Origin of the sequence: Endozoicomonas sp. ALD068 (genome assembly GCF_049310145.1) — a bacterium.
GTDB lineage: Bacteria > Pseudomonadota > Gammaproteobacteria > Pseudomonadales > Endozoicomonadaceae > Endozoicomonas_A.
In genome coordinates this window covers 1367630-1388948 of the sequence record NZ_JBLYNU010000004.1, presented here as the reverse complement: position 1 = coordinate 1388948, position 21319 = coordinate 1367630, and the positions used below count along the sequence as shown (strand labels likewise).

The window sequence follows — 21319 nt, the reverse complement described above, 5'->3', positions numbered from 1 at the left end:
ATAGCCAATTATTTTTCTGAGATAAATCCAAACCAGATAAATCGTCTGGCCTGGATACGAGAACTCAGCTTTCCCGGTCCGTCTGGGCCTTGCCAACAGACTCAACGGTCAATCTTCCCTTATCTTCTAGAACGGTATCCAGCGCCTGCTGAATCTCTTCAACAGAGACGGTCTTCACTTCTTCAGCAATGAGCTTCTGGAAATCAAAACCGGCTTCCTGACCATCCAGGGATTGCCAGAAACGGGAGCTGCGCTCATCCAGGTTGGCATCTTTCTTCAAAAGATCACCCAACAGGCCCTGACGATACTGCTCCAACTCTTCATCGGTCAGGGATTTCATCTTCTCTTTCTGGCCCTTCAGGAAGACTTCTACCTTCTCCTCGATACCTTCCGGCCCCAGCACAGGAGACTGCACCACAAAGATTAAGCCAGGATGACGTTCAACAGGACGGGGACCGGCAAAGACGATGTATCCCAGCTGCTGCTCTGTCCGCAACTGGTTGAAGAAGGGAGTCGCCAGCAGTCTGCCCAGCAGGGAGTATACGGCACGATCTCTGTCATCAGTACCAGGGCGCTGGTAGTAAGTGATATAGAGAGAGTCATTGTGGTTAAAGTCAGTCTTGATGGTGCGCTTCTTATCCTTCAGAAGATTAAGAGGCTGCCTGAATTGACGGCCACGGTTGTCTTTCGTTAACAAAGCTTTTTCCACCAGCTCAGCCAGCTTCATAGCCTCTTGTGAACTGTGGTTTCCATGGACCAGCATCTGGATATAAATCGAACGATAGAAGTCACTGGCAAACTGTTTAACATCACTGAAGGTCACCTTTTCAGCGGCTGCCAGTAACGTCTTATCGTCACGATAGGTGGGATAAAGTTCCTGGCTCAAACGATCCATACCCAGTCGATAGGGTGGCTGGAACTGCTTGTTTTTGAGCCTTCTGATCAGCAGCGCCTTCTCCTGGTCAAAACCGGCCTGATCGGGGTTGAACTGCCTGATGGCCTTGAGAATGTCTTTTAGCAGAAGCTCCTGCTTATCCTGATAGCCAGACAGCGCAATGGTCAGCCCTTCCCGGCTGGATGAAACACCGTAGTTCAGGCCCGCTTCTTTGGCTGGGTAGCCGTATTCATTCAGACTTCGTCTCAGGAGGACGCTGTAGAGTTGCATCTCTACAAGATCGGCTTCTGTTTCGGAAGCCTTCCCGGAGGATATCTTGATGCGAACATTGGCTTTGGGCACTTCAAAGCTGCTGTCTGTCATACTCCAGACTTGAAAGCCGGGCTCTTCCAGTAACACCCCGGGCTTATCACCGGAACTGCTTTCACGCAGCTTCAAATCCCGGGCAATAAAGTCATTAGGCTCGGGAATGGTCATTTCTGCATGAACCTGAGGCGATAAAAGTCGCTTCACCAGGGTATCAGACAGAGGTTTGATACTGTAATGAGTCTTGAAATAGGGCTCGACCTGATCCGTTTCAATGCCTCTGGCAATAACAACCTGCCTCATGTTCGAAGGCTTCATTTGATCAAGCAGATCACTGATCAGCTCGCGATCAAAGTCTTCGTAGAGGTAGCTGGTCCGCAAAATATCCTGAGGCGGGATATCGTGAATGCGAGAAGCCAGTCCGGATGCGGTCTGCTGTGGATTGGCATCTTCCTGGTAACGGAATCCCAGTTCTGCCAGCTGACGAGCTTCCTCGTATATCCGGAGCTCCAAACCCTGTTTGCGAACCAGATCCAGATAATCAAACACCAGGGCAGTCATCTCGTCGACCTGCTCCAGACCTTTTGGAGTCAACTCCATTCGAACCGTGAACTCACTGAACTCTCCGGGTAAATGGCTGGAATAAGAAGACAGCGACTCTATCAGACCACGCTCCTTCAAATAACTGTGCAGACTGCCCTCACCTTCATAACCCAGTATTCTCGCCAGATAGCCCAGAGGCTTCTTGCGGTAATTCTCATATTGACTGGGCATTGGAAAGCTCAAAGAGAGTACCCGGACGTCTTTTAGAGGTACCAGATCAATACGAACACCCAGCTGCTCAGGTGTATAGGGAGCAAGACCAATATGAGTATCCGGCGACTGGCCTTCAGGTACTCCGGCAAAAGACTCTTTTAACCAATTTTCCAGAACATCTGTTGATTCCCTGCCATAGATAACAACTCCGATATTCTCGGCTACATAGTAGGCATCGTGAAACCTCTTAAGGTCTTTCCAGAGTGACCTGCCGTCTTCATTGGCAAGGGTTTCCAGACTGCCGATATTGAAACGACTGCGAGGGTGAGCCGGATTTGAAGTAGCATTCTGAGCTGTCATCAGACGCCAGCCATCTTCATTGGCATGAAGCTTATATTCTGAATCAACGGCATTACGCTCACGATCAACATAAGCAGGATCCAGCGTAGGGGAGACAAAAAACTGTGCCAGCTGATCCAGCGCAGGTCTCAGCTTGTCACTGTTAATATCGAAGAAATAATTGGTTCGGGTATCAGCCGTATAGGCATTGGCACTGCCGCCATTGGCACGGATGTATTCAAAATACCCATCCACTTCCGGGTATTTTTCATTGCCCAGAAATAACATATGTTCAAGAAAATGAGCCAGCCCCAGACGATTGTCCGGGTCCTGGAAACTACCCACTTTCACATCCACTGCGGCAGCGGCCTTATCGGTATCCGGATCAGAAATCAGAAGAGCCTTGAGACCATTGTCCAACTCGACAAAACGATAGTCCCGATCATCCGCTGGACTTTTCACCACCACCCGACTTTTTTCCATTGCATCTCGTTCAGCTGTCACTGTACACCCACTTGCCAGTATCGTTGCCAGCACTCCCACAATCAGAGACATGTGCTTTCGTAGCATAAAAGTTCCCACACCTTCTAAAGGTCTTGATCCCAGCTGAATACTTTCTGCAGACAGGGCTAATTATCAAGCACTGAGACAGCCAATTTACCATCCTTTTACTGTTCGCAAAGATGTCCGTATAGACGCACGTACAAAGGGTGCCTGTATTTATATCTATTTTTCTATTCGTCAAGATTTTAAACCAGAGTACAAAAGTAGCAGTCGTAATCTAATTACACTTGTACCACAGAAAGGATTAAAGGTTCGAGTATTAAGTACTCAGCCACACGGAATCGAATATTTCTGGCTTATTGGGCAGGTGCTCTGCAAGGCGCAACGACGGGCACATAGCAAGCTATGTGACCAGAGTTGCAACGCATCACGACTGCATGGATGCAGGAGCTAGAGCAACGCAGGAGCAGTTGCCGCGAGTGCCTGAACAATAAGTCAGAAAATATGATTTCGTATGGTTGAGTACTTATACCAATCAAACTTTCTAACGCCCTGTTGCGCTGAAGATTTGAAAATAAAGAAAACCAGCCCTGAAGGCTGGTTTTCTTCTTTGAGGGATCAGAAGCCCAGGGGAATATTGAAGGCGAAGAACCCTATCAATGCAGTCGTCCAGATAGTGATAAAGGCAATGGAATAAGGCATCATGATTCCGATCATGTCACCAATGGACAGATCTGGCTTGTACTTCCTCATAAAGGCCAGAATAACACCCGCATAAGTCATCATCGGTGTAATAATGTTGGTGGAAGAGTCAGCAACACGGAATGCTGCGGCCACCAGATCAGGAGTCATCGCCGGGTTAGCCTGGTAAAGCATAGGTACGAAGATTGGACCCAGCAGCATCCACTTGGATGTCAGGCCGCCGACAAACAGGTTGATGACTGCAGTGGTGATAATGAAGCCAATGATCAAGAGAATTGGGAAATTATCCAACCCCAGGAACTGAAGGAAACTCGCTCCCAGAAAGGTAATGTAGGTCCCCAGTCCGGTAAAGCTCAACAGGGCCAGAAAGTTGTAGCAGAAGAAGGTCAACACCAGTACATAGCCGACAGTATTCATCTGCTTGACCATGGCACTGATAACATCCTGCATAACCTTGAATTTACCTGTCGATTTGCCATAGCAAACACCCACAATGAGGAAAGTCATGGTAATCATCAGGATGATGTTATTAAGGAATGGGTTGACCACCTTACCGGCTTCATTGGTGTATTCAGCCAGCGGCCCCATTGCCAGACCTGTCATAATGGCAATGGAAACCAGCAGGCCAAAAAATGCGGCCTTCAGGCCCTTGTTCTCAGCTTTGGTGAGTTCGAAATTGGTGATATCCAGATCTTCAGGTATCTGATAATCCATTTTCTCAAGTTTGGGAGTAACAAACTTGTGGGTCACCCAGGCACCCACAGTCGCCAGGATAAAAGTCGATGCAAAAATAAAGAAATAGTGCATGGTGGCAGGCGTTAGTGCTTCACCGGCTGCGTTAGTGAAAGGCACTCCCTGAGATTCAGCAAAAATCTGAGCATTGACACCAACGATAACATCCACCGGAGTAGCAGGCAGCAGATTCGCACTGAACCCGGCAGAGACACCGGCAAACGCAGCCGCCATGCCAATCAGAGGATTCTTGCCGAGGCCCGCATACAAAAGGCCTGCCAGTGGAATCAGAACCAGATAACCGGCATCGGTGGCTACACTGCTCATGATGCCAATGAATACCAGCAAAGCAGGCAGGTATTTATCGTTCACTTTAAGACCGGCCTTCTTGATCAGGGTGGATAGAAGACCAGAGTCTTCTGCAACACCGACCCCCAACATAACAATCAGGATGATGCCAAGAACGCCGTGACCAAAGGACAACCAGTTTGTCAGAATGGCATTTTCAAACATCCAGCGGACATTTTCTGTGGTCAGCATGTTTTTGACAGTATGAACAATCTGACCACCATCAGCGCCCATAACTTCAAAGCTGTGGCCTCCCATCAGGAAAGAACCTGCCAGAGTCAGGCCGAATAACCAGATAAAGATGATGACCGGGTCAGGTATTTTTTTTCCGATTCTTTCAATAATGGACTTCTTGCCGTCATTGGCAGAAGGTGCGACCGTTGACGTTGTGCTCATTAAAACCAGCCTGTTTAACAAGAGTTAAATACCTAACCAGGTATTTGTATTTTTCATTTGCCCTTTCTCAGGGTACAGGAAGCCAATGGCCTGAGGGCCCTTCCCTTCTGAAAGGAATTGGAAAGACAGGATTAAGGTATTAAGTATGTTTGACTTTAATTTCAGTCAGAATGACTTGGATTAAATCAATTACCCTACCTCAAGGGACAGGGCATGAAGTGAGTTCTGTGGTCCGTTCACCGCATCGACGGAGAAAAACCCTCAGAGATGAAACTCTTCCACCTTCAAGCATCTGCCCCCACACACTATTATAATCTTGAACAAGAGGCTGTATTCTCATTGATATAGACCAGCTCAACAAATCGTATTAATACCAATGAACACAGTACTTTCAACCAATAAAAACTCGCACAACGAGAAATAAACCAGAACTTCAAATAAAAACAAAGTAATACCCTATTCACAAATGCGGCCTTTTAAAAAAACACGTGTAATCAGGGCATTAGGTTAACGGTGTCGTTAATCATTTTCTATTAATTAATACCCAAAATGGTATCGCACTTCGACAAGCCCAATGCAAGGATTCAGGTCTTAAGTACAACTCCACTGACCAGATTTGACAGCGGTTTCACGACCTGACCGGTTCATATACAATAAACTCACTGCATCAGCGAAGTATGAACATGGATATCAGCCATCTGCGAGAGAATTACACTCAGGCGGGTCTCGATCTGGACTCTCTTGATCCCGATCCATTCCAACAGTTTGACCTGTGGTTTCAACAAGCGGTCGAAGCACAACTGCCCGAACCCAACGCCATGAGCCTGGCAACAACATCCAGAGATGGTTTACCCAGCCTGCGCACCGTCCTGCTGAAATACGTAAGCCCCGAAGGCTTTGTCTTTTTCACCAACTACAGCAGTCGCAAGGCTCAGGACATTGCCGACAACCCCAATGTAGCCATTATGTTTCCCTGGGTTGCCCTGGAAAGACAGGTCACTGTTCGGGGTCGGGCCGAAAAGATTTCCAAAACCGACTCGCTAAAATATTTCGCCAGCCGCCCTCACGGCAGCCAGTTAGGAGCCTGGGTTTCACAGCAGAGTTCAGTCATCACTGGCAGAAAAGTGCTTGAGATGAAGCTGGAAGAAATGAAAAGAAAATTCAAGGAAGGCAAGGTTCCTTTACCGGATTTCTGGGGGGGCTATCGGATCATCCCTGAAGCCATAGAATTCTGGCAGGGGCGCCCCAATCGTCTGCACGACCGTTTCCTGTTTAAACGAACAGAATCCAACTGGTCAATAGAAAGGCTGTCACCATGAGTCAGAAGACGGCGGCCAGGATTGCCGTCAGAGACACCCTGATTCATATGGTGACCGTCAACAGACAGTTTCGTGATCAGGTCTATGATGACCAGCTCCTGCCCGTTTGGGTTATGAAATCCCCGGACGAAGACAAGAATGACCGTGCTCTGGCGGCAGAAACCAGCACCCGACTGATCTATACCGATCAACAAAACAAACAGGAAACAGCCCGACTGCCCGGAATAGTTGGCATTGCCAAAGAAACGCTGCAGACGGGTATAAAACTTAACGAAGCCCGGGAAAACTTCAAACAGGCTATGTCCGAGTTCAGGAAACTCTACGGAGACAGTATTGAGGCCATTGAAGAAACCTCGGACGAGATCAGGGAAAAAATGCTCGGCGGCTTGCAGTTTGCCCACATACATTTCGTCCAGAGTTACCGTCAACTAAAACTCTTTGAGACTCCACCCCGTCGCATTGGCTTCAGCTGGGCAGCCCACCACAGCGGCTCTGTGAAGCTTTCTGCAAATGAGGCGATTGATCACCTGCGCAAGAAATACCTGACTTCCAACGCCATCCAGACAGACATCCAGATGCTTGAGCAGATGCCTGCCGCTGAGACCGTTATTATTAAAAGAATGCTGAGCCCTCATCTGCGTGCCAACCTGACCTGGGCAAAGGATATTGAGCAACTGAGAAAAACGGATAAAGATTTTCGCAAACTCTATCCTGGCCAGATCAATACGCCCCTGCCTGTTTTTGTCCAGCTGGAAAAAGGCCAGCCATTACCAGAGTTCAACCGGATCAAACCTTTTGACCCCTCTGCCAAACAGGAGCGACTCACACGCAGTGACACCAGACTGGTGAAAATCTCGGAAAACCCGCACTCTCGAATTTATAAATATGCCTGAACGTGCCTGCTCATCAAAAATGCTTTTCGCTCCGGCCCGGTTTTCCATGGCAATGGCAGGGGCCAGATTCTGATCCCGGTAATGGTTGCACAGACGTTCTTTTTCGGCATCGTCGGCCTGTTGAAAAATGGGTCTGCGGTCTAGTCATGCCAGCTGGTCATAATGTCATCCCTGATCTATGCTGTTTTTTCAGTTTTTGTCGGGGTGGTTATGGAAAAGTCGTTATTTTCAGAGCTCAAGCGTATTGGCATTGATGAAGAACTGGCCAGTAAGGTCAGTGCTTCCCTTGATCCGGAATACAATGCCAGTAAAAAGGATATCCTGATCATGCAGGAAGCCATTATGCAGATACAGCTGCAGAGTGAGCGCAATTATCAGTCACTGAGTTCGGATATCAGTGCCTTGCGCACTGAGATGCATAGGGAAATAGCCGGTGTGCGTACTGAGCTGCATAAAGAGATAGCCGGTGTACGTGCTGAAATTACCGATGCTCGAGCCGAAATGGGTTCCTTCACCCGGCAATACATCATTACCTTTCTCAGTTTGATAACCACTATTGTCAGCGTCTTTATCATCAACTGGCACTTTCACTAGCGCAAAGGCTCATTGGTTGCAGTGGTTGTGCAGCAGCTGGCGCTGGTCCAGCGGCTGACTGTTGACCTCAGCCTTGCAGGGATTCCACCAACTCTTCTCTCAAATAGGCAGCCAACTCTGTGTAACCGCCAATGTACTTTTGACCGTGAAAGATCTGAGGCACGGTTTCAACCGGCTTTCCAACGGTTTTTTCCAGATCTGCCTTGGTGATACCTTCCGCATGAATATCCACATACAGCATGGGCAGTCCACGGCTTTCCAGTACTTCTTTAGCCCGTACACAGTAGCCACAGCCCGGACGTCCAAAAACGGTAAAACGATCCATAAAATCCACCTAACTCTAATCAGGATTCAAATTCATATAAAAGGATGCCACTGACTATAAACGAGTCAGTGTAATGCCTGAAATCAGTATTTTTTAACGGTTTGATAGAGAAAGTCTATCCGTCATTGCCGAACCTCCTTATTGCCTGTCAGTCCGGCTTCAACAACGGATTGCCCCGTTCTCCCAGACGCCTCTCATAGAGCAGACTGGACTTTCAGCGGTGAACGATTACTTTTTTTTGTTGTCTATATATAAGTACCTGGCCAATGAGCTTGCATTGATGTCAACCATTTTCAAGAGCTGAGGAAGTATCATTTATGAAAAAGAACTATCCAAAGAACTATCTGATGATTATTTTGGCTGCCGCTTTATTCAGTGGCGCAGTCTGGGCGGCGGATTCTTTAAGAAGCATCATTACAGGCAGGTTTGTAGCTTACCCCGTCCAGAGTAAAGATCAGGATCACAGAATATGGGTTCTGGATTCTGAAAACGGAAACGTTAAGCTTTGCAAGAAAGAGAACTTTGGCGGCGTGGTTAAATGCTCAAATTTCTCTGATTGACTCCTTAAAGCTGGGAGCTACTCTGGCTTTCAGCGATTTTTTGTTGCGTACATAAGCCCCGGACACATTGCTTTAAAAATTGAACGGCCTGCTTTCTGCCCGTCAGGCCATTCGCCCTGGCTATCTCCGACCAGTCATTCAACTGAAGTACTTTGGCTATTAAGACATTCAAAGCGACCTTAGAGACAGAGCTGTCAGAAATTTTTGATAAAAGGAGGGAGCGAATGGCAGACAGACAACTTTCAAACAGACGATCCGAACAGACAAGAGATTTCAGATCCATCTGATCTCGCTGATCCAGAACCGATTCAATGTTTGAATGACTCAAGTGAAGTATCACTCGAGCCAGATCAGGAGCCATTTCTCTGAATACCCCGGGCAGCTGGATCAGAAAACCTGAAGTAAAACGACACTGCATTTCTTTAACAAGAAGACAAAATGCTTCATTCAGTGACTTCAAAACCATCACTGAATAACAGCCACTGGCCGCTTCACGGGTAATACCCACACGAACAGGAAGATAGCCCGAACCTCCCCAAAAAGACGCCAGTTCTGAGGTTGCACCAAAACTACTGCCCAGATAATCCAGTTTTCTGAGCTTTGCCTGCTCTTCAATGCATTTCAACAGATGAGTGCCGAGCCCATTCCCCTGCAATGAAGGATGTACCGCAATTCGAATAACCCTCAAACCTTTAAAGCCTGAAGCCTCCGGAAAACCACAATGATTACTGAGAGACTGTGGAATAAGATGACCCCGAACCCTGCGCTGCCCAAGCCAGACCGCTTCCTGCAAGTTGTCTTCAATGCCACCTTCCAGCGCCATTAACGCCGTTGCCACGACACGTTCCTGATACCTGAGGCAGTGCACCTCGATATTCGGGCCATCCAGTAAATGCCTGAGATCAAAAGGACGGGTTCGATAATGGGCGAATACCAGCAGACCAAACACATCCGTCAGCAGCTGATCGTCATGAATCAGTTGAGTCGATTCAAGACGATCAAATGAACAGTTCTCAATACCTGCACCCTCTATCATTTCCTCCGAAACAGGTGAGGCATTCAGCATCAACGCTCTGAAAACAAACGCCTCGAAAGGATCATTACCAGCCCAACGGATCGGCTGTTTCAGATGCAGACCCTGCCATTTTGGCGTCAGTTCAGACAGTGTTGACTTGAACTTGATGGCAAAACCCCTGCCCGTTCCTTCATAGCCATGCTGGGTGGATGAGAAAACGATTCTGGAATGATTCCTTAACAATTGGGTCAACAGTGGCACCGGGATAGCAGCGGCTTCATCGACCAGCATTAGGTCGCAACCAGAGTCATCATCAGGATGCAGGAGTTCGTCGGGTGCTTTGAATTCAAGTATACTGCCTTCCCAAAGCAGTTTTCCCCGGTGGACTTCACACCCATCAAGCAATGATTCAGCGGTATTAAAGACGACTTCGGCAGAAGTCAGAGAGGGTGCCGTTACCCATATCCTTGAAAGCCCCGATTGCAGTAAGCGGGCGGAGGCAATACCCAGTGCAGCACTCTTGCCCCGACCACGATCTGCAGTCAGCACTAATGGACGACGCCGATGGCCTTTTGCCACGCGAAGAATAGCTTCAACAGCCCCGGATTGATCCCATGTTCTACAAGCACTGTCGCCTTTTGATCCAGCTTGATAAGAATCAGATAAATCGGTGTAACAAACAGTTTGTTGCCATCGAGCATCGCTGTTCTCGCATAACAGAGAGAGCGTCGTTTCAGACTTGATAAGGTTTGCCAGCCTTTTCAGATAGAGCCCCCCGATCTGCTCAGGCTGATAGGGGTAAACAGTAAGTCTTTTATGGTCCGGGTCGCAGTAATCTGGCCAGTTATCCAGGTCTGGCACCAGAAGTACGAAAAGCCCTCCCCCTTTCAAAGCACCACTGAGTTGACCAAAGGCATCGACATCAAAACCGGAAAAGGCGTTAAATACCAGGAAGTCAATCTCACGCCCTAACCAGCTTGTAGCTTTAGATGCAGAGATCGAGTTTTCATTTCCCCGCTTGCGCTCACCTACCCAAAGAGCTTGTAACTCCGGATTATTTGAGCACAGGAGCGCATTTTGAAACAGGCATTCAGCCTGCTGCTGTGCCCAGACTTCTGTCCCGGATAAAACCAATAGAGCACGATGATTGTTTTCAGCCGCCTGCCTCAGGATAGACTCAACTTTATCCATTTGCCGCCGCAATTTTTTCTAATGCCAACGTCACTATCCATAGTTCAGAATCAGCAGGAATACGGCTACCAAACTGTCTGGCAGGTGTCGCGTGGTTAATGCCTCTTTCCACCGGGAAGCCTGAACCCGTCCAGGCTTTAAGTCCACCATTGAGAAGTCGTACATCTTTGACACCGGCATATTGAAGAACAAACAAAACTCGTGCAGCGGCAATCATATCATCGCCATAAACGACTATAGGCGTATCTTTAGTGATACCCAGCCTGAGCAGGACCGACACCAGTTTTTTTGACTCCTTGATAATCGACTCCAGGCTGCCGGTTTCAACATGCAGGGCACCGGGAATATGCTCAACGACATAGCGAGCCCCCCTGCCCCAGGAGACATCCAGTACCATAAGATCGGAATTTGCCTTAAGCTGCTCATCCAGCCACTCAGGTGTAACCAGTCGCTCATAACCCGGCAACTTGGCAGGCTTGCCACCCTGGGTCAGCCAGGAAGAAAAGCCTGCTTCAAACACACGAATCCGATCCTCATTAAAGCCCTGCTCATCCACCAGCCACTGGGCGAGCACCTGGGCATCCTGCTTGTCGCGACCATAAACAACGATATTGTTGTCAGGCGATATTCCCTTACTGGCCAAAAGGTTCTGAACAGGTTCAGGGTCGGCTGTCATCAAAGCCAGGTCAAAGTTTCGGGCACCCGGAATATGCCCCCCATCCGGATCATTACCCGAAGGCCACCCGTTGTACCAGTTACTGTCTCGAACATCGACCAGGACCCAGCCCTGCTCCCGGACCAATGCTTCCATCTCAGGTTGATCAACAGATTTTAATGCCAGCCTGCTATTCCAAAAGCTGTCGCAGGCTGTGATAACCGGCAACAAGATGATTAACAGACAATTTTTTGCCCAACGCTTCATGGAACCTTATTTACCTGATAGTTATTGGGGTAACAGCGACGCTTATAGCTGTTTTACTTAATTGGGGGCCGTTCTGACTCTTTCAACTGCCAGAATGGTGATCGGGTCAACAGGAACATTTGCATGAGGCCCTCTATTCCCGGTTTTCACGGAAGCTATAGAATCCATAACCTCGTCACCTTTAATCACCTCTCCAAACACTGCATAGCCCGGACGACCCGGACGATCATTCAAAAAATCATTATTAACGAGATTAATGAAGAACTGAGAGGTAGCGCTGTCCGGGTCAGAGGTTCTTGCCATAGCGACAGTGCCACGACTGTTCCTGAGGCCATTACCAGACTCATTCGTGATAGGTACATCCGTCGGCTTTTGACTCATATCTGCGGTCATGCCACCGCCCTGAATCATAAAGCCAGGCATCACTCGGTGAAAAACCAGACCTTCATAGAACCCTTGGTCTACATAAGCGAGAAAGTTCTCTACGGTGGCGGGGGCCCTCTCGGGATTCAGGCGAACTGTCATATCACCTTTGCTGGTCTTGATCACTACATCAACAGGCTGCACAGCTTCTGAAGCAGGTTTATCTGGAGCTGTTGTTTTTTGCTCTGCCAGCAGCTGACTGGCAAAGAGTAAAAAAGATAGCGTCAGAACCCTTTTGATTGCATTTAACACTGGCATTAACCCATAAGAAAGATGATTAAGGTCGTTATCCTACTGGATTCGTCGTTAAGGCTATAGTCTGACACGGAGAAAAAGTAAACATTTCTTCATTTTCTGTTTGCTAATCCATTGTTGTTGTAGAGGTTGCTATAGAAGGAAATCAGACTAAGACTTGCAAATCCGCATTAGAAAGGTAATATACAGCTCCGCCGCACAGAGCGGCACGTCGGAGCGTAGCGCAGCCTGGTAGCGCACCACAATGGGGTTGTGGGGGTCGGAGGTTCGAATCCTCTCGCTCCGACCAGTTATATCAAGTGTTCCAGAGTTTTTCGCCCATTTCAAAAAACAGGGCGGGACACGTCTGGGACATGCAAGTCTTTCATTAGTTTTTCACCCTCCTGAATTTTTCTCTTTTGCCCACTCTGAATTTCAAAAACTGTCTATCATGATGACAAATTTCAAAATAATCATTCGCAGGTAAGTTCGAAAAAACCGCGCACAATTTTCATTCAGCGAGAATAAAGGACTGAGATATGAAATATCACTATACAGAGTGTGGTTTATCTTACATTTACCTTGCTGATGGGTACGATATTGAAACCATAGATGGTGAGACTTATGTGGGCGTGGAAGATGTTCATGGTCTTCACCGAATCATTGCCAAATATATTACTGAAAAGAAAACCCCGCTCCTGGGTGAGGAGGTGCGATTTTTGAGAATCGAGTGTGGCATGTCTCAAAAAAACATGGCGGAAATATTGGGTGTTAATAGCCAAACAGTTGCTCGCTGGAAGAAGGATCAAATCGCTATACCAAGAACCTCGGACGCAGTACTTCGATCTATCTATCTGGAAACCATAAACACGAGCAGCAAAATCAGCTTTTTCCTCAACCTTCTTGCACAGAGCGAAGAGGCTCAGGCCATCAAGCAGCTGACGCTCAAGGCTGAAAATAATCAGTGGTCGTTAGCGATTTGACTTGTTCGTGCGCTTCAAGGCTCTATTGGTCCATGCATGGAAACAAGTTGATTACTTGCAGGCATGGTTGTTGACGATCTGGACCAGCAGCTCTTCAACCTTGTCGAAGCGCCTACTGTGATCCGCCAATTCTTCCCTCACTCATATTTGCCCCCTCAGAATCCAGGCCACTGTGCCTTTGAGGCCAGTGAGTATCTGATCGTGCTCACTAAAGCGCCTGTCCATCTCTTTCTTCACCCCGGTGACCTCTTACTTCATCCCTTCCTGTTCCCTGAGAATCAACCCTAGAGTGCCTTCAATACCAACAAGGACCTTGTCGCAATGCTCTCGATTCTCCTCCAATGCCGTGGCTCTTGCCTCAAGACTCATACTACTTACCCCAATGGTTTTTTATTCGAGATTGGAACGTAGCAGATAAAAGAAGAGCTGCAACTCAGTTACAAAGAGGGCCTAAAAGCAAGGAAACCAGGGCGAAAAATCACCCAGCACCGCTGAGCAAAATGACCACAGACATTACCGCACAGAAAGTGCGATTGGATTGCGCGATGCTGGCGACTCTTTAAACGACACTAACCCTACACCAAGTCTTTCATAACTGGATAAACACTAAAATACACTAACATGGTCATCCAATAGGACATTGGCGATTATCATGCTTTTCTTATTTCTCCAAGCAGGTATACTACCTATTGCATGAAACATTAGTGCCATATAAATTACAAAAAGCCTACAAAACCAGACATTTTATGAACAAAGCATGAATATGAACAACAGCAATCGAGATACCTGATCCGCCTTTATACCCAGAGTTTATTGCCTTCCTTGTCTTCGCACCTGTACAAGAACATAGCCGCAATAATCGGTGTAACAAAAACGAAATAATCAAGTGCGACAATACACAATTACCTGAATAAAACACAAAGCTTATAGTACTCAGCCAAATTTCCTAACACGCTGTTTCAGTATATGCGTGCTCGTACCTGTCCTATGACAATTCATGAAGCAAATCTCGAAGGGCGGTAGCGTGCCTGAATATAAATCGATGCAAATCCAAGTTTCAAACCTGCTAATGGCTCGAGCTGACTGACCTCATTTTTCTGATGCAATCAAGATCACCCTTACAAATTCAGTATGCTGTACTGCATGCGCTGCTCATACGTGAGATTAAAACCCGCTTTGGAGCTTACCGGCTTGGCATAGCCTGGGCCTTTATTGAACCTGTGCTGCAGATAGCTGTTTTCATGGGGCTGTTTTACTTTGGCGGTCGAAGCTCTGTCGGAGGGCTCGAAATACCGCTATTTCTAGCCACCGGTATTGCACCTTTTTTGTATTTCAAGAAAGTCGTAACACAATCATTGAATGCAGTCAGCGCCAACAAAAATCTCCTCATATACCGTCAGGTAAGGGTCTTTGATACCTTTTTGAGTCGCTTTATACTTGAGTTCATCACCTCTTTTTTCGTCTTGTCCGGGATTATTCTGATCACCTGGTGGGTTGGTTATGAAGTCAACCTCGTCAACAGTCTGATCATCATGTATGCCTACCTTTTGCTCAGCATCATTGCATTCGGGCTGGGTTTGATCTTTGGCGTCATCAATACGCTTTACCCTGAGCCTGGAAAATTTATACCCGCCTTGCTCAGACCGCTGATGTTCATCTCTGGCACATTCTTCTCCATCAACGAGCTGCCTTCTGCTGCACAGGAAATATTGCTGTGGAATCCACTGATCCATATTTTTGAATTTATGCGCTCGGGTTTTTCATACGACTATGATACCAGCCTGCTCAGTCTTGAATACGTAGAGATGTGGGCCTTAACAACCTTAACTTTAGGCCTTCTGATGCTCCGGGCTAACTGGCGCAGGATGCTGACACAGTGATCACTTTCAACAACGTCACAAAATATTATCCGACTCCCAAAGGCCGCCACTACATACTCAAAGATGTAGACCTTGTTTTGCCCGGTGATAAAAACATCGGAGTGTTTGGAGCCAACGGAAGTGGCAAGTCCACTCTAATGCGACTGCTGGCAGGTGTCGACCACCCCAACAAAGGCAGTATCAAAATAGCAGGCAATGTTTCATGGCCCCTGGGACTTTCCGGTTACCAGGGCAGTATGACGGGCCGTGAGAACGCCGAATTTATCTGTCGGATTTACGGAAAAAACAAAGATGAGATCAGGGATAAGATCGAATACATCAAAAACTTTTCTGAACTGAATGACTTTTTCGAAATGCCTCTCAAAAGCTACTCTTCCGGAATGAGATCCAAATTCTCATTCGCCGTCTGCATGGCTTTTGACTTTGACTACTACCTGATTGATGAGCTTACAGCCGTGGGTGACAAGCGATTCAGAGAAAAATGTCGTAAAACCTTTGATGCCAAAAAAGGGATAGCCAACTTTCTTTTTGTTTCACACAACATCAATGAGCTAAAGCGGCAGTGTGACATTGGCATTTATATAAAAGACGGCTCAATCCATGTTCATGACAGCATAGATGATGCCATTGCCGCCTATAACTCGATGTAAATTGACCTGACCCTATCGACATGCCAGACACTATTCAAGCACCACCTCAAACACCGCCCAAAGAAGAAAAACCAGCCAGTAAAAGCGAAGTTCTTCGAACTCCACCGGAGCACAAACAGACTGTCGCCCCTGCATATACCATCAAGAAAAAGCTAAAACAGCTTAACCTTGCCCATAAACTCAAGTCAGCACTTCTGACTCATCAAACCGGGCAGTGGTTTACCGCTATTGTTCTTATTCCCTGGGCACTCTGTGCAATATACTTTACCCTGATCGCTTCGGACCGATATGTGTCCGAGGCCAGCTTTCTTATTGAGCGAAGTGACTCAGGCGGCGGCTCTATTGAAGGCCTCAGTCTGTTTGGCGTGACTCCACAAGCCAGCAATGACCAGAAGATTCTGGAGACCTTTATACAGTCGCCCGATATGCTGGAGCACCTGGATCAAAAGCTTTCATTGAAACAGCATTACATTGAATCTGCCGACTGGATTTCCAGACTCTCCCCATCTGCCAGTCAGGAAGATTTTCTCGACTTTTATCGCAGCCATATCAATGTGCGATACAACGATACCAATGGCATGCTGGATATGGAGGTTCAGGGATTTGAGCCTGAATACACCAAAAAAGTCACCGACCTGATCCTTTTAAAGAGCGAGAGCTTTGTAAATGACATCAGTCACAACCTGGCCAATGAACAATTAACCTTTGTACGTTCCGAAGTCGAGCGAGCTGAACAAAGACTGAAGGACTTCACGCGAAGATTATTAAACTTCCAGAACGAAACCGGATTACTGAGCGTCGAAGAGCAAGGAGCTGCACTGAGCGGCATAATGAATGAACTTCAGGCTGAACTGATCAGAAGCCAGACCGAGTTACAGACCCTGACGTCTTATCTGAACGAAAACTCCGCTCAAGTCATTGCATTAAAACAACGGATCAGTGCTCTTCAATCTCAGATCACCACAGAAAAGGACAAGCTGGTCGATAGTGATGCTACTTCACTGAACGAACTTGCTGCTCAACAACAAGAGTTACAACTGGATCTGGAGCTGGCTACCCAGGCCTATACGTCGGCACTGGTTGCCCTGGAAACAACACGCACAGAGGCAAGCCGAAAATTAAAGCAGCTGGTCGTCGTCAGCAGTCCATACCAGGCGCAGGATGCCAAATACCCCAGGGTGGCCTACTCACTTATCAACATACTGCTGATTTTGCTGATGATATTTGCTCTGGCACGAATGATTCGCGCCACTATCCATGAGCATCGTGATTGACGAAAGATCAAGAAAACAGCATCGTTAAAGCATTCCTGATTTCCCAGACTATGAATTTATGAAACAACAACTCATCTCTTCAACAGCTGTACTCATGCTGAGTGTAGCTGCTTACGCAAACACACCGATCCCCGAATCTACTGAAACGGAAACAGTGGGCCCGGAACTGGTTGAAACCGTCACGCAACATCCGGTATTCGGTCAAAATTTATTTGAAGGGTTCAAACAGGCCGAGTTTAAAGGCTTCAACCCTGAGTACACTCTGGCCATTGGCGACAGAGTAACCCTGCAAATGTGGGGAGCTTATGAAGTGGCCGTAGAACTTACGGTCGATGCACAAGGTAATGTCTTTATTCCACAGGTAGGACCCGTAAAGCTGCAAGGTGTTGCCAACAAAGACCTGAACCAGGTTATCGAGAAAAAAGTTCGCAGTGTTTACCAAAAAAATGTCAACGTCTACTCCAGCCTGAATGCAGCAGAACCGGTTAAACTGTTTGTCACCGGCTTTGTTCAATCACCCGGCCTTTATGGCGGTTTTTCATCGGATTCAATACTGGCCTTTCTGGCAAAAGCCGGGGGTATACGCCCAGAGTCTGGTAGTTATCTGAACGTTGAGCTAAAACGGAACGGCAAGACCCGAGCCATTTTTAACCTCTATGAGTTTCTTCTCACAGGTACCATTGAACAAGTTCAACTGGGCGACGGTGACACTCTGGTTGTCAACACACGACAAGGGGTAGCCGCTTTTGATGGACTGGTTGAAAACCCGGTTCAAATTGAATTCGCCAACGGCCAGACGGCTCTGAAAGACGCTCTGGATATGGTCGGTGTGTTACCCGAGGCCACCCACGTTCGGATTGCCAGAAACCAAATGGCCAAGCGCAACGTGGAATACCTGCCTATTGCCAAAACAGCGGACGTACAACTTCATAGTGGCGATGAAGTCACCGTTGTTTCTGACAAAATGCCGGGAACCATCAGTGTATCAGTCGAGGGGGAACACAACGGACAGGCTATTTATATCCTTCCTTACGGCAGCACCATTAAAGATCTGATGGCCCGGCTCTCCCCTAACGACCGGTCCAATATGGAAGCCATGCAACTCTTCAGAGAGTCTGTAGCAAAACGCCAGAAAGCCATGCTTGATGTGCAGCTAAAACAGCTTGAGCAAGCGGCACTCTCGGCACGAAGCAAAAGCATAGGCGAAGCCAACTTGAGAAAGGCCGATGCACAATCGATCCTGCAATTTGTAGAAAGAGCCAGACAGGCAGTCCCTCGTGGTCAGGTACTGCTGGGCCAGAATAAAACCCGCATGGATGTCATGCTGAAAGACCAGGATAGAATCGTTATTCCTAATGACACCGTTCTGGTTCAGGTGCATGGCGAAGTCATGTTCCCCAATGCCATGGTCTTTGATAATGAAAAAACCATCAACGACTACGTTTCCGCAGCAGGGGGCTACTCTCAAAAAGCCGATCAATCCCGAGTGCTGGTCCTGCATCAGGATGGAACGATTTCTCGCATTGAATACAACGATGGTCTGTTCAGTAGTGGTTTAGCGAAATACGACGTTAAACCCGGAGACGAAATCCTGGTGATGCCACAGGTCGATGAAAAAACCATGCAATATACCAGTGATATTATGCAGGTCATTTATCAGGTGGCTATGAGTGCGGCGGTGGTGTTGAGGCTGTAGCACTTTTTTGCGGTTATGAAAGGGTATTACTTTAGGTAGTAACCTTTCATGCTTATCCGTAGAAAAGCCGATCAAATCGGAATGACTGGTAATGTGGGTAAAATCCATTGTATGGCTTTTCCGGGCAGAAATTTGCCTGCGTTCGATGCTGAGGTACCTCATCAATCAAAAGGGTTAGTCACAGAAAAACCGGGGATTTTCATAAAATCGGTATCCCGGGTAATAATCTCACGGACACTATGCTCTTTCATCACTGCTGCAATACGACAATCGTGAACAAAGTTACCTCTGACAGGCGCCACTTGTTGGATAATTTCTGTAAAATACTGCAAATGGTCAGGGCCCGGATCAATCCGTGATACCACTGGCTGATCAAGAAGATTCTTTATATTGGCAAGTGCTTGTTCAATGCTCAGTGGCTTCGGCTTGATTAGCTTTGGATGGGTGACCACTCTCATATATTCAAAGATATTGATCCAGGTAATGCAGTGGCGGGTTTTCTGCGAGGCAACCTGCTCCAGGAGCCCCCTGGCTACCTTGTGCTCATCAAAAAAAGGAATGCTGGCGTAGACAAGAATATTGGTATCAATCAGCTTCATGGCTTATTCCGCTCAATTCATAGGGCATTAAGCCAGGTCATCAAGGTAGCTGCGATCTGATGGATCAAAACCATCGGCAGGTTTGCCATTTTTTGCTACATGCCACTGGAAAGGCACCTGCTCCGGTTTATTCTGCTGTGTGGAAATAGCCATGCGAATGAGCTGGTTTGCCAACTGGCTCACGGTTGTGCGCTCCCTGGCGGCTTGCTCTTTGAGCTGAGCAAGCAAGCCCGGCTCTAGATCAAGTGTTGTTCTCATGGTTTAAGCCCTTTTTTTAGTTTGATACATCATGAATGTGATAATAGTGCATCATGGTGCATTGGCAAATCATCATTAACAGAACCGATTTTGGACACTCACCTTTCCAGTAGTATCCAGTCAATAGCAGGGGCTATTGATTATTAATGGAACGGTTTGCAAATGACTGGTTAATATATAATAAATCCGTCGTCTGTTTACACGGTTAATCCTGATAATTTCAGTGCAACCTTTGCTTTTTGATAAATGACCATGTATATGCAAAACAATACCGTTCTGGTGAGAGTCTATGGTGAAATGATGTTCCTAAATGACATGGTATCCACTGAGTGCCAAACATCGGCTTGCGCCCTTTGACACGTAGACCTCCAGGTATTACTTTGAGTAATGCCTTTATTTTCGGGAAGTCAGCCATGGCCAGCAGCTCTATTACCACCAAGGGACAAGTGACCATCCCCAGCGCCTTGCGGGAGAAATTCCAGTTGGAACCGGGCGATAAGGTGCTGTTTTTAGAAAAAGACGGGGTAATCACCCTGGTACCCATGAAACAGGATATTACCCACCTGGCCGGTTGCCTTGCCGACGATGTGGGCGGACGCCGGGCATCCCTTGAAGATATGGAATCCGCTATCAGGGAGGGCGCCACTAAGGATTGGGGGCAGAACAAGGAGCTTGACAATGGAAGGGATTGATACAAATGTACTTATCCGCTTCTTGGTCAAAGATGACCAGCAGCAGTACCAACAGGCACTGTCACTGTTTATCGGAATGCCGAAGGTTTATCTCTCCCCCATCGTGCTGGTAGAAACGGTATGGGTACTCAGTCATTTCTATCAGGTCAAGCGGTTACGACAGTGCGAGATATTAAAGGCTTTTATTTGCCAACAGGGCGTTGTCACCGATGACCGGCAAGCGGTCATGGCTGCACTGGATGACTATGAACAAGGGTATGACTTTGCAGATGCAATGATTGGCCACTATAACCTCAGTCATCAATGCAAAAAGACTTGGACCTTTGACCGAAAAGCATCAAGACTGCCAGCCTTTAGCCTGATTCAACCAGATCACTGAAATAACAGGATGGAAAAGCAACAAGATAGTCGCTGGAAGCAACGATTTGATAACTACCAGCGTGCCTTAGGCCGATTGCAGGCAGCTGTCAGTCTGGCCAACCATCGTGTGTTGAGTGAGCTTGAAAAACTGGGTTTGATCAAAGTCTTTGAGTTTACCCATGAGTTGGCCTGCAATACCCTGAAAGGCTTTTTGATTGAGCGCGGGGCTGAAAAAATTTACGGTTCCAGGGACGTCACTCGCCTCGCCTTCAAAGAAGGGCTTATAGAGCAGGGTGAAATCTGGATGAGTATGATTAAAAGCAGAAACCTGACATCTCACACCTATCGGGAAGAAGTTGCTCAGGAAATCTATGAAAACATCATCAGCCAGTATTTTTTTGAATTCAAAGCACTGGAGCAGATGTTAAAAAGGCTAGGTGACGATAACTCATGAAATTTGGCTTAAGTGATAA

20 protein-coding genes and 1 tRNA gene are annotated in these 21319 nt (G+C 47.3%); 13 read left to right on the top strand and 8 right to left on the bottom strand.

Annotated elements, in window-relative coordinates; genetic code table 11:
* Positions 1-64 precede the first annotated feature (64 nt).
* Together ACO6V5_RS04755 and ACO6V5_RS04750 are read right to left on the bottom strand one after the other, a co-directional pair.
* Positions 65-2866, bottom strand: coding sequence for an insulinase family protein (locus ACO6V5_RS04755; RefSeq protein ID WP_422409290.1), 2802 nt, complete (start codon positions 2864-2866; stop codon positions 65-67).
* 552 nt (positions 2867-3418) lie between these two features.
* Positions 3419-4978: an AbgT family transporter gene (locus ACO6V5_RS04750; protein ID WP_422409288.1), complete on the bottom strand. Its 1560-nt coding sequence runs from the start codon at positions 4976-4978 to the stop codon at positions 3419-3421.
* Positions 4979-5661: 683 nt separating this feature from the next.
* On the opposite strand from ACO6V5_RS04750, the gene pdxH reads away from it, so the two are divergent.
* The 3 genes from pdxH to ACO6V5_RS04735 all read left to right on the top strand — a co-directional run bounded on the left by pdxH (position 5662) and on the right by ACO6V5_RS04735 (position 7784).
* Entirely contained in the window at positions 5662-6297 is a 636-nt protein-coding gene (gene pdxH, locus ACO6V5_RS04745) for a pyridoxamine 5'-phosphate oxidase (RefSeq protein ID WP_422134095.1), read from the top strand.
* Positions 6294-7190, top strand: a complete 897-nt coding sequence (locus tag ACO6V5_RS04740; RefSeq protein ID WP_422134096.1) for a DNA replication terminus site-binding protein — start codon at positions 6294-6296, stop codon at positions 7188-7190. The genes pdxH and ACO6V5_RS04740 overlap by 4 nt, the downstream gene beginning before the upstream one ends.
* Before the next feature lie 162 nt (positions 7191-7352).
* Positions 7353-7784, top strand: a complete 432-nt coding sequence (locus ACO6V5_RS04735; protein ID WP_422134097.1) for a hypothetical protein — start codon at positions 7353-7355, stop codon at positions 7782-7784.
* Between the two features lie 67 nt (positions 7785-7851).
* Here ACO6V5_RS04735 and ACO6V5_RS04730 read toward each other — a convergent pair whose 3' ends face one another.
* Positions 7852-8109 (bottom strand): GrxA family glutaredoxin, encoded by a 258-nt coding sequence (locus tag ACO6V5_RS04730; protein ID WP_422134098.1) that lies wholly within the window; start codon positions 8107-8109, stop codon positions 7852-7854.
* Between the two features lie 317 nt (positions 8110-8426).
* Between ACO6V5_RS04730 and ACO6V5_RS04725 the strand changes: the two genes are divergently transcribed.
* Complete coding sequence (locus ACO6V5_RS04725; protein WP_422409285.1) at positions 8427-8669, top strand: hypothetical protein; 243 nt, start codon at positions 8427-8429, stop codon at positions 8667-8669.
* Positions 8670-8673: 4 nt separating this feature from the next.
* Here the strand turns inward: ACO6V5_RS04725 and ACO6V5_RS04720 are convergent, their stop codons facing one another.
* From ACO6V5_RS04720 to ACO6V5_RS04710, 3 genes are read right to left on the bottom strand one after another with little or no spacing between them, the layout of a single operon-like run.
* On the bottom strand, positions 8674-10875 hold the full coding sequence (locus tag ACO6V5_RS04720) for a tRNA(Met) cytidine acetyltransferase TmcA (protein ID WP_422409283.1): 2202 nt from the start codon (positions 10873-10875) through the stop codon (positions 8674-8676).
* Positions 10868-11797 (bottom strand): sulfurtransferase, encoded by a 930-nt coding sequence (locus tag ACO6V5_RS04715; RefSeq protein WP_422409281.1) that lies wholly within the window; start codon positions 11795-11797, stop codon positions 10868-10870. Before ACO6V5_RS04715 ends, ACO6V5_RS04720 begins: the two co-directional genes overlap by 8 nt.
* A 57-nt stretch (positions 11798-11854) precedes the next feature.
* Positions 11855-12472, bottom strand: a complete 618-nt coding sequence (locus ACO6V5_RS04710) for a peptidylprolyl isomerase (protein ID WP_422409279.1) — start codon at positions 12470-12472, stop codon at positions 11855-11857.
* Positions 12473-12687: 215 nt separating this feature from the next.
* Between ACO6V5_RS04710 and ACO6V5_RS04705 the strand changes: the two genes are divergently transcribed.
* The 6 genes from ACO6V5_RS04705 to ACO6V5_RS04680 all read left to right on the top strand — a co-directional run bounded on the left by ACO6V5_RS04705 (position 12688) and on the right by ACO6V5_RS04680 (position 18937).
* Positions 12688-12764, top strand: a tRNA-Pro gene (locus tag ACO6V5_RS04705).
* Positions 12765-12993: 229 nt separating this feature from the next.
* Positions 12994-13437 (top strand): helix-turn-helix domain-containing protein, encoded by a 444-nt coding sequence (locus tag ACO6V5_RS04700; protein WP_422409277.1) that lies wholly within the window; start codon positions 12994-12996, stop codon positions 13435-13437.
* A 1100-nt stretch (positions 13438-14537) separates the two neighbouring features.
* Positions 14538-15317: an ABC transporter permease gene (locus tag ACO6V5_RS04695; RefSeq protein WP_422409275.1), complete on the top strand. Its 780-nt coding sequence runs from the start codon at positions 14538-14540 to the stop codon at positions 15315-15317.
* Positions 15314-15967, top strand: a complete 654-nt coding sequence (locus tag ACO6V5_RS04690) for an ABC transporter ATP-binding protein (protein WP_422138213.1) — start codon at positions 15314-15316, stop codon at positions 15965-15967. The genes ACO6V5_RS04695 and ACO6V5_RS04690 overlap by 4 nt, the downstream gene beginning before the upstream one ends.
* A gap of 20 nt (positions 15968-15987) precedes the next feature.
* Positions 15988-17241 carry a hypothetical protein gene (locus ACO6V5_RS04685; RefSeq protein ID WP_422134113.1) on the top strand — a complete coding sequence of 418 codons (1254 nt, stop codon included), beginning with the start codon at positions 15988-15990 and terminating at the stop codon, positions 17239-17241.
* A 94-nt stretch (positions 17242-17335) separates the two neighbouring features.
* On the top strand, positions 17336-18937 hold the full coding sequence (locus tag ACO6V5_RS04680; RefSeq protein WP_422409272.1) for a polysaccharide biosynthesis/export family protein: 1602 nt from the start codon (positions 17336-17338) through the stop codon (positions 18935-18937).
* Positions 18938-19098: 161 nt separating this feature from the next.
* Here the strand turns inward: ACO6V5_RS04680 and ACO6V5_RS04675 are convergent, their stop codons facing one another.
* A complete protein-coding gene (locus tag ACO6V5_RS04675; protein ID WP_422409270.1) occupies positions 19099-19536 on the bottom strand; it encodes a type II toxin-antitoxin system VapC family toxin in 438 nt (145 codons plus the stop codon).
* Positions 19537-19563: 27 nt separating this feature from the next.
* Positions 19564-19794, bottom strand: coding sequence for a hypothetical protein (locus tag ACO6V5_RS04670; RefSeq protein ID WP_422409268.1), 231 nt, complete (start codon positions 19792-19794; stop codon positions 19564-19566).
* 380 nt (positions 19795-20174) lie between these two features.
* Here ACO6V5_RS04670 and ACO6V5_RS04665 point away from each other — a divergent pair, with 380 nt between their 5' ends.
* Genes ACO6V5_RS04665 through ACO6V5_RS04655 form a run of 3 tightly spaced genes read left to right on the top strand, consistent with a single transcriptional unit; the run spans position 20175 to position 21300 of the window.
* On the top strand, positions 20175-20486 hold the full coding sequence (locus ACO6V5_RS04665) for an AbrB/MazE/SpoVT family DNA-binding domain-containing protein (RefSeq protein ID WP_422409266.1): 312 nt from the start codon (positions 20175-20177) through the stop codon (positions 20484-20486).
* Positions 20473-20865 carry a PIN domain-containing protein gene (locus ACO6V5_RS04660; protein ID WP_422409264.1) on the top strand — a complete coding sequence of 131 codons (393 nt, stop codon included), beginning with the start codon at positions 20473-20475 and terminating at the stop codon, positions 20863-20865. The genes ACO6V5_RS04665 and ACO6V5_RS04660 overlap by 14 nt, the downstream gene beginning before the upstream one ends.
* 9 nt (positions 20866-20874) lie before the next feature.
* A complete protein-coding gene (locus ACO6V5_RS04655; protein WP_422409262.1) occupies positions 20875-21300 on the top strand; it encodes a nucleotidyltransferase substrate binding protein in 426 nt (141 codons plus the stop codon).
* Positions 21301-21319 lie beyond the last annotated feature (19 nt).